This window comes from Enterococcus sp. AZ084 (assembly GCF_051714905.1).
Lineage (GTDB): Bacteria > Bacillota > Bacilli > Lactobacillales > Enterococcaceae > Enterococcus_B > Enterococcus_B pernyi.
On the sequence record NZ_JBIOSS010000001.1, the window covers coordinates 177,604 to 193,867 of the forward strand.

13 protein-coding genes are annotated in these 16,264 nt (G+C 38.3%); 9 read left to right on the top strand and 4 right to left on the bottom strand.

The features are described 5' to 3' along the window. The first annotated feature begins 2 nt into the window (after positions 1–2). The 4 genes from IGI79_RS00895 to IGI79_RS00910 all read left to right on the top strand — a co-directional run bounded on the left by IGI79_RS00895 (position 3) and on the right by IGI79_RS00910 (position 6,673). A complete protein-coding gene (locus tag IGI79_RS00895) occupies positions 3–530 on the top strand; it encodes a transcription repressor NadR (RefSeq protein WP_010734380.1) in 528 nt (175 codons plus the stop codon). 151 nt (positions 531–681) lie between these two features. After that, positions 682–2,115 carry a hypothetical protein gene (locus IGI79_RS00900; protein ID WP_195274117.1) on the top strand — a complete coding sequence of 478 codons (1,434 nt, stop codon included), beginning with the start codon at positions 682–684 and terminating at the stop codon, positions 2,113–2,115. A 64-nt stretch (positions 2,116–2,179) separates the two neighbouring features. Next, positions 2,180–4,906, top strand: a complete 2,727-nt coding sequence (locus IGI79_RS00905; RefSeq protein WP_195476153.1) for a hypothetical protein — start codon at positions 2,180–2,182, stop codon at positions 4,904–4,906. 423 nt (positions 4,907–5,329) lie between these two features. After that, positions 5,330–6,673: a hypothetical protein gene (locus IGI79_RS00910; RefSeq protein WP_195274120.1), complete on the top strand. Its 1,344-nt coding sequence runs from the start codon at positions 5,330–5,332 to the stop codon at positions 6,671–6,673. Between the two features lie 74 nt (positions 6,674–6,747). Here IGI79_RS00910 and def read toward each other — a convergent pair whose 3' ends face one another. Beyond that, the gene (def, locus tag IGI79_RS00915) at positions 6,748–7,311 is read right to left on the bottom strand and encodes a peptide deformylase (RefSeq protein WP_438845606.1); all 564 of its coding nucleotides are present in this window, start codon (positions 7,309–7,311) and stop codon (positions 6,748–6,750) included. A 242-nt stretch (positions 7,312–7,553) separates the two neighbouring features. Between def and rpsO the strand changes: the two genes are divergently transcribed. The 4 genes from rpsO (at position 7,554) to IGI79_RS00935 (ending at position 12,643) form a co-directional block, all read left to right on the top strand. Next, entirely contained in the window at positions 7,554–7,823 is a 270-nt protein-coding gene (gene rpsO / locus IGI79_RS00920; protein ID WP_010734375.1) for a 30S ribosomal protein S15, read from the top strand. Positions 7,824–8,000: 177 nt separating this feature from the next. Continuing rightward, on the top strand, positions 8,001–10,112 hold the full coding sequence (pnp, locus tag IGI79_RS00925) for a polyribonucleotide nucleotidyltransferase (protein ID WP_019724328.1): 2,112 nt from the start codon (positions 8,001–8,003) through the stop codon (positions 10,110–10,112). A 175-nt stretch (positions 10,113–10,287) separates the two neighbouring features. Then, the gene (locus IGI79_RS00930) at positions 10,288–10,545 is read left to right on the top strand and encodes a GlsB/YeaQ/YmgE family stress response membrane protein (protein WP_010734373.1); all 258 of its coding nucleotides are present in this window, start codon (positions 10,288–10,290) and stop codon (positions 10,543–10,545) included. Between the two features lie 100 nt (positions 10,546–10,645). Continuing rightward, positions 10,646–12,643: a KUP/HAK/KT family potassium transporter gene (locus tag IGI79_RS00935; protein WP_410301215.1), complete on the top strand. Its 1,998-nt coding sequence runs from the start codon at positions 10,646–10,648 to the stop codon at positions 12,641–12,643. Positions 12,644–12,779: 136 nt separating this feature from the next. Here the strand turns inward: IGI79_RS00935 and IGI79_RS00940 are convergent, their stop codons facing one another. Together IGI79_RS00940 and pepG1 are read right to left on the bottom strand one after the other, a co-directional pair. After that, positions 12,780–12,857, bottom strand: coding sequence for a putative holin-like toxin (locus IGI79_RS00940; RefSeq protein WP_100207132.1), 78 nt, complete (start codon positions 12,855–12,857; stop codon positions 12,780–12,782). Positions 12,858–13,048: 191 nt separating this feature from the next. Next, on the bottom strand, positions 13,049–13,192 hold the full coding sequence (pepG1, locus tag IGI79_RS00945) for a type I toxin-antitoxin system toxin PepG1 (RefSeq protein ID WP_104775597.1): 144 nt from the start codon (positions 13,190–13,192) through the stop codon (positions 13,049–13,051). A gap of 260 nt (positions 13,193–13,452) precedes the next feature. On the opposite strand from pepG1, the gene IGI79_RS00950 reads away from it, so the two are divergent. Beyond that, a complete protein-coding gene (locus IGI79_RS00950) occupies positions 13,453–14,751 on the top strand; it encodes a hemolysin family protein (protein WP_438845607.1) in 1,299 nt (432 codons plus the stop codon). Between the two features lie 46 nt (positions 14,752–14,797). On the opposite strand, the gene IGI79_RS00955 is transcribed toward IGI79_RS00950, so the two are convergent. Continuing rightward, positions 14,798–16,174 (bottom strand): MATE family efflux transporter, encoded by a 1,377-nt coding sequence (locus tag IGI79_RS00955; RefSeq protein WP_010734370.1) that lies wholly within the window; start codon positions 16,172–16,174, stop codon positions 14,798–14,800. Positions 16,175–16,264: the final 90 nt, after the last annotated feature.

A 16,264-nucleotide genomic window follows, 5' to 3' on the forward strand; every position in this document is an offset into this window, starting at 1 on the left:
AAATGATTGAAGGAGAAACTCGCCGAAAAGAAATTATTGAAACGCTAGTTGATGCAGAGAAACCTGTCAGTGCCAGTAAGTTTGCTACTCGTTTTGGTGTCAGCCGCCAAATCATTGTAGGAGACATTGCGTTGCTACGAGCGGCAGGAGAAGCGATCGTGGCGACGGCCAGAGGATATCTTTTGGAAGATGAACAAGACAAAAATGGGTTCATCAGTAAAATCGCGGTACAACATCAGAGAGAACAAACAGAGGAAGAACTACAGTTGATCGTTGCTCATGGTGGCGAGATACTAGACGTCATCGTTGAGCATCCCTTGTATGGCGAACTGACAGGAATGCTTCATATCAAGACAGCAGAAGATATTCGTTCATTTATGAAACGTTATCGGAAAAGTCAGGCTTCGTTATTGTCTGAATTAACAGATGGCATCCACTTGCATACGATCCGTTACTCACATAAGGAAGTATTGCAACAAATCAAACAAGGCTTGGCAGAAGCAGGCATCTTGTTTGAAGGGAATCAATAATTTACTTTATGAGATTGAGATAGGAGTGTTTTTACTTCTATCTCAATCTCATTTTTTCTTTATTTATAAAATAATTGATTTATACCATGGCAAAACTTTAACTATACTGAACAGAAATGCTACAAATACTTTTATTGAAAGAGGGAGAAAAATGCTTCGAGGAACAAATCAAAAAACAATTCTTTGCTTTGGAGCAACTGAAAGCAATTTGGAACAACAGTTGAATGATAGAGAACTCAGGGAAAAAACAAATCCGTATGACCCATTGGTTTATATGGAAGAGTTAGTCGACTATCTCATTCAACAACCTTTTGAGAATTTCTCTCTTCAACCCAAAGAGTTGATTGACCAAATAAAAGCAGACAGCAAATACCCACTCTGGGAAGATATTCAAGCCATCATGATGGAGGACCCAAGGTTTCAATTGCACAGGATCTACTCGGAGCCGTTCCTTGAAGAGTATCAACAATACAAGCAAACAGGACAATTTGCCAATCATTCAATGAAAGATACTTTGGCTTATAGTATGCGAATACAATTGTTAAAAAACACAGAATTATTAATGATTGAAGTTGCGAAAAATCGAAGTGATCTTGTCATCTGGATATCTTTAGATTCTTATGGTGGGAATTTTGCAGCAACGATCCAAGGAAAGCAAAACAGATATACAGATTTTACGTTACGCAGTTTATATCATGAAAAAGACAAGCTCAAAGCGTCAATTGTCTTTTGGGAGAATGGACAAATCGTCGCAGCTCCTTGGGAAAGAAATGCTAGATTATGGAGAAATTGTGTGGAAAATAATTTGAGAAAATCATCGGCTATTTCCCCGTCAGAGAGCCGTCTTCTAATCTACGGATTACGAGTAGCACGTATCCACTTTAACTATGAAGATCAAGTTTTGCTAAAGCATTTCCAATATAAGGACACAAATGATGTTCATATTGATAAGTATAATGATATTTTAATGGAAAGTATTTTTGAACATATAAAACATTGTCCTACAGAAGAAAGTAGAGAAGAATTTTTTAGTCATTGGATTGATTACTTGCCCGAAAAGGAACGCTATTTACCATTGTGGGAAACATATTATCATGTCACACAAACGATTGAAAAATTTCAATTGAAAAACATCTTTAAAGAGGTCATTTCAGAAGACTATACCCAATTTGATCGTCCAGAGATCAAACAACACTTCATAAAAAAAGGCTGTAAAATCGGGCTAGAACTTACTTTGTTGTCTCAACATGTAACAGTAGTCTTTCTATTAGACGAACTTTGTGATTTAAGAGTAGTAAAAAAAGTCCCCGGCATTACTGGAAGTGAACTACGCTATCTATATCGGAACTGGGAGCGGTTCAAGCAGCGAGTCGTTTTTATTGAAAAGAAAAAATTTGTTTCTCCACCTTGGGAATCTGATCCTGAATTTTGGGCGACCTATCAGCCTAAGTCAAAGAGCCTGGCACAACCAGAAGTGTCTATGCTTACTGAGAAAAAAGAATTTAAACAGTTGAAAACATATGCAAAGACGAATAGTCAACCACAAAGCAAGCAAACGATCCGTGTCAAGGAGCGTTTGCGCTGACTGAGAAAAAAATACGTATTTGAAAACGAAAGAGTAAAAAATAATAATTATATGGAGGTCAACGATGTTAAATCAAACAACAACTGACTCAACGAATGAATTTAGAAAAAAGTTGGATTTATTAGCTTTGTCTTTATCACTACAAGAAAATATCAATCATTTTGGGTTAAATAAAGATTATCAATTATTATTCTCAACGTATATCCAAATGATTCATGAGGATCAAGACGAATTTTTTATTAAACAAGGTCAAAAAGAAAATATCATTGAATCGCTAAAACGGACCAAAGATTTTTATGATTTTGAAAAAAAAGAACAAGTTCAAATGATTTTTGAAAAGTTGAGAAATAATGATCCAACAGATTTCATGTTGATTCCTTCTTCTTTTTATCCCGGAGAGTATGGAGAAGTTTCATCTCATACATGTGGATTGACCGTTTATAAAAAAAATAATTCTTTTGTAGTGATGAAGGTGGATAAAGAGAGAGGCTTCGATAATCAAACGGTTTCTTATTTTGAGATTCCTCCGACAAATATTGCGCAACTAAGTGAAGTGTTTCTTAAAGAGCGATTTCATGAAGTTCGCAAACCATATTATGTATTGAAAAGGTTAGCAACTCTTTCCACCCAAAACGAATCGATTGGTATACCAGCTATCGTCATGAAAGGACAAAAGACTGGAAATTGTTCAGTAAACGAGGTTGATGCTGCGCTAAAAACAATTTTATTTCATTGTAGGAAAGATATCTTTTCTTTAGATACGAGTGAGCAAGTGACACCTAAATGGCATTCAGAACATGGTGAATCGATTTTGGAAATGCGTAAGCGATTTCTGATTGCTTTGAAAGGCAAGAATCCAGAGCTAAATCGGCAGCTTGATTATATATATTTTCATTATTTATATAAAAAAGGGCAGCTCAAAAGTGAATTTTTAGAAAACATTGATACTAAAAAGCGTCGATGGCATCTCCAAATCCACTTTCTTTTTAAGCAAGATCCTTATATTTCAGCAATATTCGATCATCCTGGAGAAATTCCAACTATAGATGAGAACCTGATCCAAGAAAAATCCAGCAATATCATTAAGTCACTGGGTATTTATCCGACGAGTAAGCTTGCAGAGATTTCGTCTGATGATTTAACAGAATATCTTGATCGACAAAAGTACATAACTAATATAATTAATGGTCGTTTACCATTTATCCAGGTTCCGATAGCTAAGGAAATGACCCAACGAATGATAGCTAGCTTAGAAAAGAAAGAACAGGAAGTACAAGAGGAATTACACCAACGCCAAGTACCAAAAGAAACAAAGATGGAGCAGAAACTGAGCGAACCTGCCTTGCTTCATGACCCACAGAAAACGATCTCTCCAATAGAAAAAAAAGTCGAGAAGCTAAAACACGTATTGATTTTTGGTGACGAACAGGATAGAAAAGGCTTGATGGAAAAATTGGATCATTTAGATCCTAGACAAAAAAAGATACCCCATGATTCGAAAATCTACATAGAATTGATTTTTCACGCCTTAAGAAAACGTTCATTTAATTCCAAGAATTTAGAAAGAGCAATACAGAATAATCCTCTACTTAAAGAAATCACTCAAGTAATAAGAGATAGCATAGATTTGGACACAAACGCTGTTTATCCAATGCAATCACTGGGAGAGAGGCAAGAGTATACACAAACAATAGAATATACTAATCAAGTCTTTGAAGAGATTGCAGATGCGGGGAGCCAAAACCCCTTGATCCACCGTTCTGAATTGATCCTGATTGAAGCTGTTAAAAAAAGAGAAGATGTTGAGCTATGGGTACCATTAGATTCGCCTCGCCATCAAATGGATCAAACAATTGACGGTTTTAGAAATGAGGTGTTCGATCATGCGCTGCGAGTCTTGTATCTCCAAAGAAAGCAACTACAAGGTAGATTTGTTTTTTGGGAAAATGGGCAAAGAGTAGTGGCACCATGGGAGCGTGATCCGGAATTATGGGCAAATCGTGTACCACAATTAGTTATCAAAAATGAACCCTTTCCTATAGAGGTTGCACATATAGGGATAACCAAAAAAGCAACCATCGATGTGCTTCTACCGTTAAATGAAGAGACCAAGAAATGTGAACGGACATTCACTTCGCTAGATAAGATCGAACCACAAAAAGCTAAGGTAGTAGTTACTGATAATCTTAAAGATTTCAAGAGTGTCGTTACCCAATTAAGCACGGTAGTAAAAGAAGGTCAAGTTGTAGTGACCAACATGAGTTCAAATGAACAGAAAAATGAATTAGATAGTTTCAAAAGAAGCTTATTTGGAAAAGAAACTTCACAAAACAAGGAAGGTGTAATAAAAGAATCCTTAGATGAGTTTAAGCTGTACAAAAATGTAAGTACGCTATTTGGAAGAACAGCACCTAATACCCGAGGCGAAGTGAGGCTAGATCCACTACACAAACCAATAAAACGATTGATTGATCAAGCTACCGATCAATCAATTCAAAGAAAAAGTCAATCGTATCAAATAAGAATGGTGGGGATGAAGAATCGAAGCACGGACACTAGAGAGGAAGCTAAAAGTAAAACCCATTGCTTTAGTAGTGTTGTGACTCGGTTCAATAATCTATTTGAAAAAGGGAGAAGCGCTCCAGCAAAAAATGAAACTACCAAACAAACCAATCCAGAAAAAGTTAGGATGGCTACATTGTTAACTGATTTTCGACCAATTAAATTTGGAAAGAATCTCGGGATGTACCAGAAAACAACTTACCAACATAAAACAATGTCGGACCGTTGATTAGCTAAGCTTTTTATCTGTAACTAATCAAAAAATCAGAATAAATGAATGGGATCACTCAAAAATCAGGAGGAAAAGATGACTGAAAACAGGAATGATTTTAAAGAACGAGTAGTCAAAAGAGAAGAGTATCAACAGGTCATACTATATCTAGGCAGCAACCACTAAGTGTCTCTCGGTAGTGACCTGATGGAGTCAAAGACTGTATTAGACAAAAAAATTTCCGAAAATATCAATGAGATGAGTAAAGTAAGAAAGATGTAGCAACGATTGTTTTTTTTCAGTGTAAGGTTGTACCTGAGTTTATCGAGCAACACGTTCTTCTTTTACACAGCCAAAAGTAAAAAGAGAACGGATTCAGCAAGAGAAATAACCGCTTCAAGTACAAGAAGCATTCACTTTGTAGAGAGTAGGAAATAGAAAATGTTAGATGAACAAAAGAAGCATGAGTTTGAAAAAAGAGTGGATATGCTCGCATTGTCGTTAGCTTTAAAACCAAATGACAAAAATTTTGACCAGAATGATGACTATAAATTGTTGATATCCACGTACATAAAAATGCTAGAACAAGACCAAGATGATTTTTTTATTGATAGAAATTCGAAGCAAAATATCATTCGATCACTGGAGCGAACGAAGGCGTACTTTGATTTTGCTGAAGAGAACCAATTACGAGCAAGTTTAGAGAAGCTAGTAAATGATGATCCAACCGATTTTATGCTTTTTCCCATGGTTGTTCCTCTTAGTGAGGATATCAATGTATACCAACATCTGATGGGATTCGTCGTGTATAAAAAAGAACATGATTTCATAGTGTTGACTGTCGATAAAATGACCAATTACTATGACGACAATGTTGTCTATCAAATTATCCCTAAACAGAGGATCAAAGAGCTGAGTACTTTGTTTTTTGAAGAACGATATGATTTTAAATTAGAGAAATTTTATCTTTTGGAATGTTTGACTAAGCTTTCAACTCATACGGAACCTATTGAGGAAATAGTGATGAATGACCAAACGGTAGGGAATTGTGTCGTTGCGTCACTTGATGCTTCGTTAAAAGTCATTTTATCCAATTGTAGAGAAAGCATCTTTTCAGTAGATAGAGAAGATCTGTCAATCAGTTGGAATCCGAACCATAATAGGGCTACCTTAGAAATGAGAAAAAGATTTCTCTCTGCAGTAAAGGGAGAGAATCCTGAGTGGAATCAATTGTTCGATTACATTTTCGATTTTTATCTTTATCGGATGGGCAAATTGCCGGAAAATAGAGAAGATTCTCCGATAAAATCAAAAACGTGGTATAAAGTGATTCGGAACATGTTCGCGATGGATTATTATATACAAGAGATCCTAGCAAATGGTGGGAAGATCCAACCGAATCATGAGCCACACCCGAACTCAATTTATTTGATTGAACCGAAAGGCGTGCTTTTGAAAAAAGAGATTCAGAACGTTCCATCTTCTAGACTAGATAGTCAATTCGGATGGATAGAAAACCAGATTAAACGATTCAAAGAACGCTTACTGTTCATAAAAATCGATCGCGCCAAGGCAATCACCCAACATATCATTTGCTGTCTGGAAGAAAAGAAAGAAGAAATAAATCAAGAGAATGAAAGAAGAAGAATCATCACGGAGCCGGTGACCGATGAAGGAAAGCTAAAACCATCATTGAATCAGCTCATTCAACAAACCATTCCAGTTAGTTCAAATCACTCAACAGATCAATCAAAAAAACAAGGGAAGAACGAGCGGGAAAAGTAAGTGATGATAAAAAAATGAACAGAGAAAAGCAGTTGAAGCTGCTACTCTCTGTTCATTTTTGTGATTATCCATGATTACTCGATCACCAAGACGCCTTCTTTTAAGACAAAAGGATTTTGGTCGTTGATATGGTCATAGAACATTACACCATTGATATGGTCAATTTCATGTTGCACCACGATGGATTCATAATTTTTCAAACGGATTTTTTGTTTCTCACCGTTTTTGTCATAATACGAAAGCGTGATTTTTGCATGGCGCACAACATACCCAGGAACTTCACGATCGACTGATAAACAGCCTTCGCCTTCGCCTAAGCAAGCATTCTGGACGGAATGGCTCAAGATTTTTGGGTTATACATGACCGTACTCAACGTCGGTTCTGTGATTTCTGGATCTGGATTTGGTACGTGGACCGCAATGATCCGTTTTGAAATATCAAGCTGGGGCGCAGCTAGGCCGACACCACCACGTAAATTTAATTCTTCTGCTTTGATTGGATCTTGGCTATTTTTAAGAAATTCCAACATTTCTTCTCCTAATAAAAGATCTTCCTCACTGAGTGGAAGAGCGACTTCTTGCGCTACTTCACGTAATGTTGGATTGCCTTCTCGAATAATATCATCCATTGTGATCATGGAATATGTACCCCTTTCTTATCAAACACTCTCTTTTCGGTTAATAGTTTACCATAAATTTGAAAAAGTAGTAGCCTGATTGTTTAATCAACTAGATTTTCTTAAGGATTCTACACTTGATTTATTAGAAAGATTCAGGTAAAGTATAGCTGTATGTTTAAAGCATATGTCCTGTTACTTGGTTAAACGAATCACCAACGTTTTACTCAGTCACAGGGGAATAATTAAACGAGGTGAAAGAAATGGCAATTTCAAAAGAACGTAAAAACGAAATCATCAAAGATTACGCACGTCATGAAGGAGATACTGGTTCTCCAGAAGTACAAATCGCTGTATTAACTGAAGAAATCAACCACTTGAACGAACATGCACGTGTTCACAAAAAAGATCATCATTCATACCGTGGTTTGATGAAAAAAGTTGGTCATCGTCGTAACTTGTTAGCTTACTTACGTAAAACTGACGTTCAACGTTACCGTGAATTGATCCAACGTCTAGGCTTACGCCGTTAATTTTTAACAGAAAGTGGGGTTCGCGTGAATCTCACTTTTTTACTTTAAACTATCAAACATTTCTGTGAATCAGCTCGATGGACTCCTACTAACCAAATGAAAGGTGCAAAAGGTCGCTTTCGCGGTTTTCATTTGTTTAGTAGCGTCTAGCGTTCACGAGAAAGAAAAGGAGTATTTATGTCAGAAAAACAAGTTTTTAAAACGACATGGGGCGGACGTCCCTTAGAGATCGAAGTTGGCCAATTAGCCAAACAAGCCAATGGAGCAGTATTAGTTCGTTATGGGGATACGGTCGTATTAAGTGCGGCAGTTGCTTCAAAAGAAGCGAAAGATACAGATTTCTTCCCATTGACGATCAATTATGAAGAAAAAATGTATGCAGCTGGTAAGATCCCAGGAGGATTTATCAAACGTGAAGGTCGTCCAAGTACGGAAGCAACCTTGACTGCTCGTTTGATCGACCGTCCGATCCGTCCAATGTTTGCGGAAGGTTTCCGTAATGAAGTCCAAGTCACAAATATCGTGATGAGTGTAGAAACAGATTGTTCTCCAGCAATGGCAGCAATGTTAGGTTCTTCACTAGCTTTATCGATTTCAGATATCCCATTCGATGGACCGATCGCAGGTGTTGAAGTTGGCCGTGTCAATGGCGAATATGTCTTGAACCCAACAGTTGAACAAGCAGAGACTACCGATATCGAATTAAGCGTAGCTGGTACAAAACAAGCAATCAACATGGTTGAAAGTGGCGCAAAAGAAGTTTCAGAAGAAGATATGTTGGGCGCATTATTATTTGGATTTGACGCAATCAAAGAATTAGTCGCATTCCAAGAAGAAATCGTTCAAGCTGTCGGCAAAGAAAAAATGGAAGTTTCTTTATTACAAGTCGATGCTGACTTGAAAAAAGAAATTTTTGATGCATCGTATGGCACGATGAAAGAAGCGGTCATGACAGAAGAAAAATTAGCTCGTGAAGATAATATCGACCAAGTGAAAATCGATATTCGCGAAGCTTATGCAGAGAAATTTGCGGGTCATGAAGAGGAAGCGCAATTACTAAAAGAAGTGAAACAAATTACGGAAGATCTTGAAAAAGACGTCGTTCGTGAGTTGATCACGATTGACAAAATCCGTCCTGATGGTCGTAAATTAGATGAGATCCGTCCTTTAGCATCAGAAGTTGGCTTGTTGCCACGTGTTCATGGTTCTGGATTATTTACTCGTGGACAAACACAAGCACTATCATCATGTACATTGGCACCTTTAGGGGAACACCAAATCATTGATGGCTTAGGTGTAGAAGTCAGCAAACGATTCATCCATCACTATAACTTCCCACAATTTTCTGTGGGTTCAACTGGTCGTGCCGGATCACCAGGTCGTCGAGAAATCGGTCATGGTGCATTAGGTGAACGTGCATTGGCACAAGTGATTCCTTCAGAAGAAGAGTTTCCTTACACGATCCGTCTAGTGGCAGAAGTACTTGAATCAAATGGTTCATCTTCTCAAGCAAGTATCTGTGCAGGTACTTTAGCATTGATGGACGCAGGTGTGCCAATCAAAGCACCTGTTGCTGGTATTGCTATGGGATTAGTATCTGATGGTGAAAACTACACGATTTTAACAGACATCCAAGGTCTAGAAGACCATTTAGGCGACATGGACTTCAAAGTTGCCGGAACAAAAGATGGAATCACAGCACTACAAATGGATATCAAGATCCAAGGTATCACGGAACAAATCTTAAAAGAAGCATTGGCACAAGCAAAACAAGCACGTATGGAAATCTTAGAAGAATTGACTTCAACGATTGCTACACCACGTGAAGAGCTTAGCCAATATGCACCGAAAATCGAAATGATCCAAATCGATCCTGCGAAAATCAAAGATGTCATCGGTAAAGGTGGCGATACGATCAATGGAATCATTGATGAAACAGGCGTGAAGATCGATATCGATCAAGACGGTAAAGTAAGTATTGCTTCTTCTGATAAAGAAATGATCCAAAAAGCAATCAAGATCATCGAAGATTTGACAAAAGAAGTCAAAGTTGGCGAAGTCTACCTTGGTAAAGTTGTTCGTATCGAAAAATTCGGTGCATTTGTCAACTTGATCAAAGGGAAAGACGGCTTAGTCCATATTTCTCAATTAGCGAATGAACGTGTAAACAATGTAGAAGACGTTGTGAAACTAGGCGATGAAGTGTTGGTGAAAGTGACAGAGATCGACAAACAAGGTCGTGTGAATCTTTCAAGAAAAGCAATGTTGAACGAAGAGGACAAGAAGTAATTCCATCGTTTTAAGATAAAAGTTTTTTAATAAGCGTACTACTACGAAAATAATTTTATATTTTCAAAAGTAGTACGCTTATTTTTTAAAATCGTTAAAGTAAAAGGCATAAAGGGTCAATTTATATTTTCTTAAAAAACACTTAGTTATTTAAAGTGCAAAAGGAGGAATGGAAATGATCCATTTTTTATTCTCATTGATAGTAGGTGGCATATTAGGATTCGTTGCTGGAGCTGTTCTTAATGAAGATGTACCAGGAGGCGTCACTGGAAATATTATCATTGGTTTCTTTGGAAGTTGGTTAGGTGAATTTGTGTTAGGCGATCTAGGTCCGTCGATCAGTGGCTTTTATCTTATCCCATCCTTGATCGGTGCACTCGTTTGTTTAGCTCTCTACTCATTTACTGCTGATTATTTAAGAAGGCATCGTTGAATCGGTTATTTTTAGCTGATTTATTGACACCGACGTTGAATACTTGGATAATTAGGTGGAATTTAGGTCAATCATAGGATTGGAGAAATGAGGGGGAACAGTGACAACAAAGCATAACACAAAAAAAATCTCGATGGCAGGGTTACTCGTAGCCATGGGAGTTGTTTATGGAGATATCGGTACGAGTCCGCTTTATGTAATGAAAGCAATCGTAGAAGACAATGGCGGCTTGCGAGGGATCAACCCAGATTTTGTTATCGGAGCAGTCTCCTTGATTTTTTGGACTTTGACATTATTAACGACGATCAAATATGTCGTGATTGCATTAAATGCAGATAACCATGGGGAAGGTGGTATCTTTTCTTTATATACTTTGGTTAGAAAAGGCGGTAAATATCTGATCATACCTGCAATGATCGGTGGCGCAGCATTGTTAGCAGATGGCGTACTTACTCCAGCTGTAACGGTTACGACCGCTATTGAAGGATTACGTGGGATTCCACAATTCTTTGACCGTTTCGGCAATGACCAGAACATCATCGTCATTATTACTTTAGTTATTATTTTTGTTTTATTCATGGTCCAACGATTTGGTACAGAAGTCGTCGGGAAAGCATTTGGCCCGATTATGTTTTTATGGTTCACCTTTTTAGGCGCGATGGGCTTGTTTAATTTCAGTCAAGACTGGACAGTGATCCGTGCCTTAAATCCTTATTATGCGATCCAGTTGCTATTTAGTCCTGATAATAAGCTAGGTTTATTCATTCTAGGAAATATCTTTCTGGCTACTACTGGGGCAGAGGCGCTTTATTCTGACTTAGGACATGTCGGAAAACGAAACATCCGTTTAAGCTGGCCATACGTTAAAGTATGTTTGGTATTGAATTATTTTGGGCAGGCAGCATGGCTGTTGAATGTCTATCAAAATCCAGAAACACAAGCGATCGAAAACTTGAATCCATTTTTCCAAATGATGCCCGCTAGTTTTACTGTCATTGGGGTCATATTTGCAACGATTGCGGCTGTTATCGCTTCGCAAGCGCTAATTACTGGATCATTTACTCTAGTTTCAGAAGCAATCAAATTGAAATTATTGCCTCGGTTGAAAATCATGTATCCTGGAAGCAGTATCGGACAAATGTATATTCCGGCAGTGAATTTGATTCTATGGATTGCTTGTTCACTTGTTGTCGTGACCTTCAGAACCTCGCATCATATGGAAGCTGCGTACGGGCTGTCCATTACCGTAACGATGTTGATGACGACTGCCTTACTTTATTTCTATTTGCTCCAAACTGGCTATCCGAAGTGGTTGGCTCATACAATTACCTTTTTCTTTGGGGCAATCGAAGTCGTCTTCTTTATTTCAAGTATCGTGAAGTTCTTCCATGGCGGTTTTGTCGCTGTGTTGATTGCTTTAGTCATTTTAGCAGTCATGTTTGTTTGGGAACAAGGAAATATCATTCGTGAATCGGTCGCAGAAGAAGTGGCGTTAAAAGAATATATTCCACAACTTCAAGCATTGAAAGAGGACAAGACCTTACCAATGTATCAAACGAATGTAGTTTTCTTAGTGCCAGATATGGCAGATGGGAAGGTCGGTCGTCAGTTCGTGTATTCCATTTTAGATAAACGACCAAAGCGGGCGAAGGCCTATTGGTTTGTCCACGTAGAAGTAACCGATGAACCCTATACGAAAGAATATCAAGTGGATATGATGGGGACCGATTTCGTTGTTCAAGTGAACCTGTTCTTAGGATTCCGCGTGCAACAAGAAATCAATGTCTACGTTCGACAAATCATCCACGATTTAATGAAACAAGGACGTCTACCAAAACAACCACAGACGTATTCATTGACTCCAGGAAGAGAAGTCGGCGATTTCCAATTCATCTTGATCGACGAAGTAGTTTCCAATGTAACAACTCTTGGGAAATGGGAACGACAAATCATGCAAGCTAAACTTGCCATCAAGAAAATCGCTACGACGCCAGAAACATGGTTTGGTTTAGAATACAGTGAAGTCAAACATGAAACAGTACCTTTGCTGATTGGTGGAACAAGAAAAACGTGGTTGAAAGAACGAAAAAATAAGTAGATAAAGAATTAGTTTATGCTATACTAAAACTGGAAAGAGGAGTTGCGTCAACAACTCCCCTTTGACAGCGTTGTTTAAAGAACAGCGGCATAGTTTGAGTAATTTTAAAAAAATAACCGCCCTAAGCCGAGGACGGTTATTTCTTTTTGTCGTCGCTAAGCAATGCTACTACCAACGTGATCAGGGTAATGGTAAACATACCAAAGCTGAGCATCAATTTAGACTAAATGCCCAACTGACAGAGGATCTTCCCTAGAACTTAATCTAGTAAGCATGTCGATAGTATGCTATACTAAATACGAAAAGAGGAGTTGCGTCAACAACTCCCCTTTGACAGCGTTGTTTAAAAAACAGCGGCATATTCAAGTTAATTTTTACAAAATAACCGTCCTTAGCCGAGGACGGTTATTTCTTTTTGTCGTCGCTAAGCAATGCTACAACCAACGTGATCAGGGCAATGGTAAACATACCAAAGCTGAGCATCAATTGGATTGTATCGAATGCCGACAAAAGGCGTCTCCTTTCGTAAGATTTAGAAAGTATGTGCATACGCACCACCTCGCTTTCGAAGGATAGCCACCGTCATTAAACTGTACTGTCACGTAATAGCATAGCACATGCGTACATTTTAAACCTTAATTTATAAATTTTCTTGTTATTGAATAGCTGTTGAATGCTAGTGATACAAGTGAATAAATCCTCCCATTATTTAAAGTGATCTAGTGGGAGAAGCAGAAATCAAAAGCCTCCTAGTTATACTCTTTTTATGAAAAGTTGTACAATTGAAATGGAAAAGTGAGGCGAAACAAATGGTATTAAATTTTGTCATATTATTTTTGATGATAGCAATCACTGCTTTTTTTGTTGCGAGTGAATTTGCTTTAGTAAAAATCAGACGTTCCCGTTTAGAGCAATTGAAAAAAGACGACGTGAAGAACGCCAAACTAGCGCTACATGTGACCCACCATTTAGACGATTATTTATCTGCAAGTCAATTGGGTATCACATTGACAGGCTTGATCATTGGTTGGGTTGGCGAAGGTTCTGTGGCAGCATTGTTGGAACCTTGGATCGGTCAACTTCCGATCGGACGGGGAATAAGTGCAACGATCTCTGTCGCATTAGGGTTCATTCTGGTGACGTATGTCGACGTTGTGGTGGGGGAACTTTTGCCGAAAAGCTATAGTATCGTCAATACGGAACAAGTGGTGTTATTCGTAGTCAGACCCTTGCATTATTTTTATCTGGCGATGTTTCCTTTCATCTGGGTATTGAATCATTCGGCAGCAAGCTTAGGTAAATTGCTAGGCGTGAAACTAGTCTCAGAAGGTGAAGAGACACTCTCGCAAGAAGAATTGACTTTAGTTGCCCTCAATTCTTACCAGCAAGGTGAGTTGACAAAGGATGAATACCAGTACTTAGAAAATGTCTTTGAATTTGATGACACGCTGGCAAAAGACATTCAAGTAGATCGGACCTCGATGCAAGTATTTGATGCGTCAGACACAGTCAAACAAGCCATCAAGGAATCGATTGAACGTGGGCATACGAGATACCCTGTCATACTGGAATCCAAAGATAATGTGTTAGGATACGTGACATTACCTGCGTTGATCAAACAATCTTTAGAAGATGACCAGATAACGGTGGAGTCTCTGATTGAAGAACCAATCGTGACAGCAGAAACTATCCCCATCAAAAAACTATTGACGATCATGCGAAGAAAAGGAAAACATATAGCGATCTTAAAGGATGAATATGGTGGGACAAGTGGACTTGTCACGATCGAAGATATTTTAGAAGAAATCGTCGGTGAGATTCGAGATGAAACAGATGTGGACCAAGCGTTGATTGCGAAACAAGAAGATGGTAGCTATATTGTTTCAGGTAAGTTGACGCTTGATGATTTTGAGCGCTACTTCAATGAAGATGTGCCAGAATTTGAAGAAACAAATTTCATCACTCTGGCTGGTTTTATGTCGAGCTATCAAAAAGATATCGAGGCAGGTACAGTGATTACGATCGATCAATTTCAATTCACCGTTTTAGAATATGATCATGCACATATCGACTATTTCAGCTTGGTGATTTTACCAACGAATCCATAAAAAAAAGTGTTCTTCCCATAATATAGGAGGAACACTTTTTTTGAATCTAATAACTGATTTCAGCATCTTCAATTGAAAATTGCTGTTGTTCGGCATCTAACTGTTTCAAATGTTTCACAGCGCGGATATAAGAGTAGAGCAAGACAATAACAGAACCAGCCCAAGCAAGTGGTGAAGCAAGAGCAGCACCTGGGTAGCCCCAGATCCCAGTCAGAATGATCGCAGCGAAAGAACGCATGATCAGCTCCATCATCCCTGCAATCGTCGGTACTTTACTTTGACCAAGCCCTTGTAAAGTGTAACGTAAGATAAATAGGATAGCTAAGATCCAGTAAAGGGAGCCGTTGATGTTGAAATACGTTTGCGCCAAATCAAAAACGACAGTTTCATTTGGGCTGACAAACAAGCTCACTAATGGTCGGCCAAGGAAAATGACAATTGCTCCGGCTAAGAAACTAAAGCCAATACTCATGACTAATGTTTGGCGAACGCCTTTTAAGATACGTCCATATTGTTTCGCTCCATAGTTTTGTGCTGCAAAAGTTGCCATCGCAATCCCAAAGGACATCATAGGTTGAACAGCAAATTGATCGATTCGACCAGCTGCGGCTTGGGCAGCTACGACATCTGTACCTAAGCTGTTTAATGCAGATTGCAAGACGATTGCACCAATCGCAATGATCGAAGATTGGAAAGCCATTGGTAAAGCAACATTTAAATGTGTGCGGATCTCTTGTTTATCGAACGAAAAATCTTTTTTACGTAATTGAAGCATCGGAATCTTTTTCTTGATATAGACGATACATAATAGACTAGAAGCAATTTGCGCAATCACTGTTGCAATAGCAGCACCTTCTACTCCCATACCGAAGTTGATAATAAAGATCAAATCCAAGACAACGTTGATAATTACCGCAACGATCAAAAAGAGTAAAGGCGTTCGACTATCACCAAGTGCGCGAATAACATTTGACAATAAATTGAAGCTGACGGCAGCAAAGATTCCCCATAGGATGATCACGATGAATGTTTGTGCTTCATCGATGATATCTGCAGGTGTTTGCATCAACTGGAGCATCGGACGAATAAATACTAAGCTAAGGACGGTTAAAATTACAGTAACAATGACACTAATCATGACACTTGTAGCAAAACTTTTTTTCAAACCACGGAAGTCTTTCGCACCATATCGTTGTGCTGTAATAATGGCTAAACCAGCGGTTAGACCTTGAGCAAAGCCAATAATCAAGAAAGTTAATCCACCGGTAGCTCCTACAGCTGCTAGTGAGTTTTTCCCTAATGTCTGCCCAACGATGATCATATCGACCATGTTGTAAAACTGCTGAAAAACATTGCCTATCAATAAAGGGACAGTAAATAGCAAAATCAGTTTGGCTGGGCTTCCTTTTGTTAAATCGCGCATCTTGTAAACTCCTTATTTCTTTTAAAATTTAGTTAGTAGTATATAGTGTTTACCCTTGGAATACCAATTAGAATCTCATGATAAATAAAT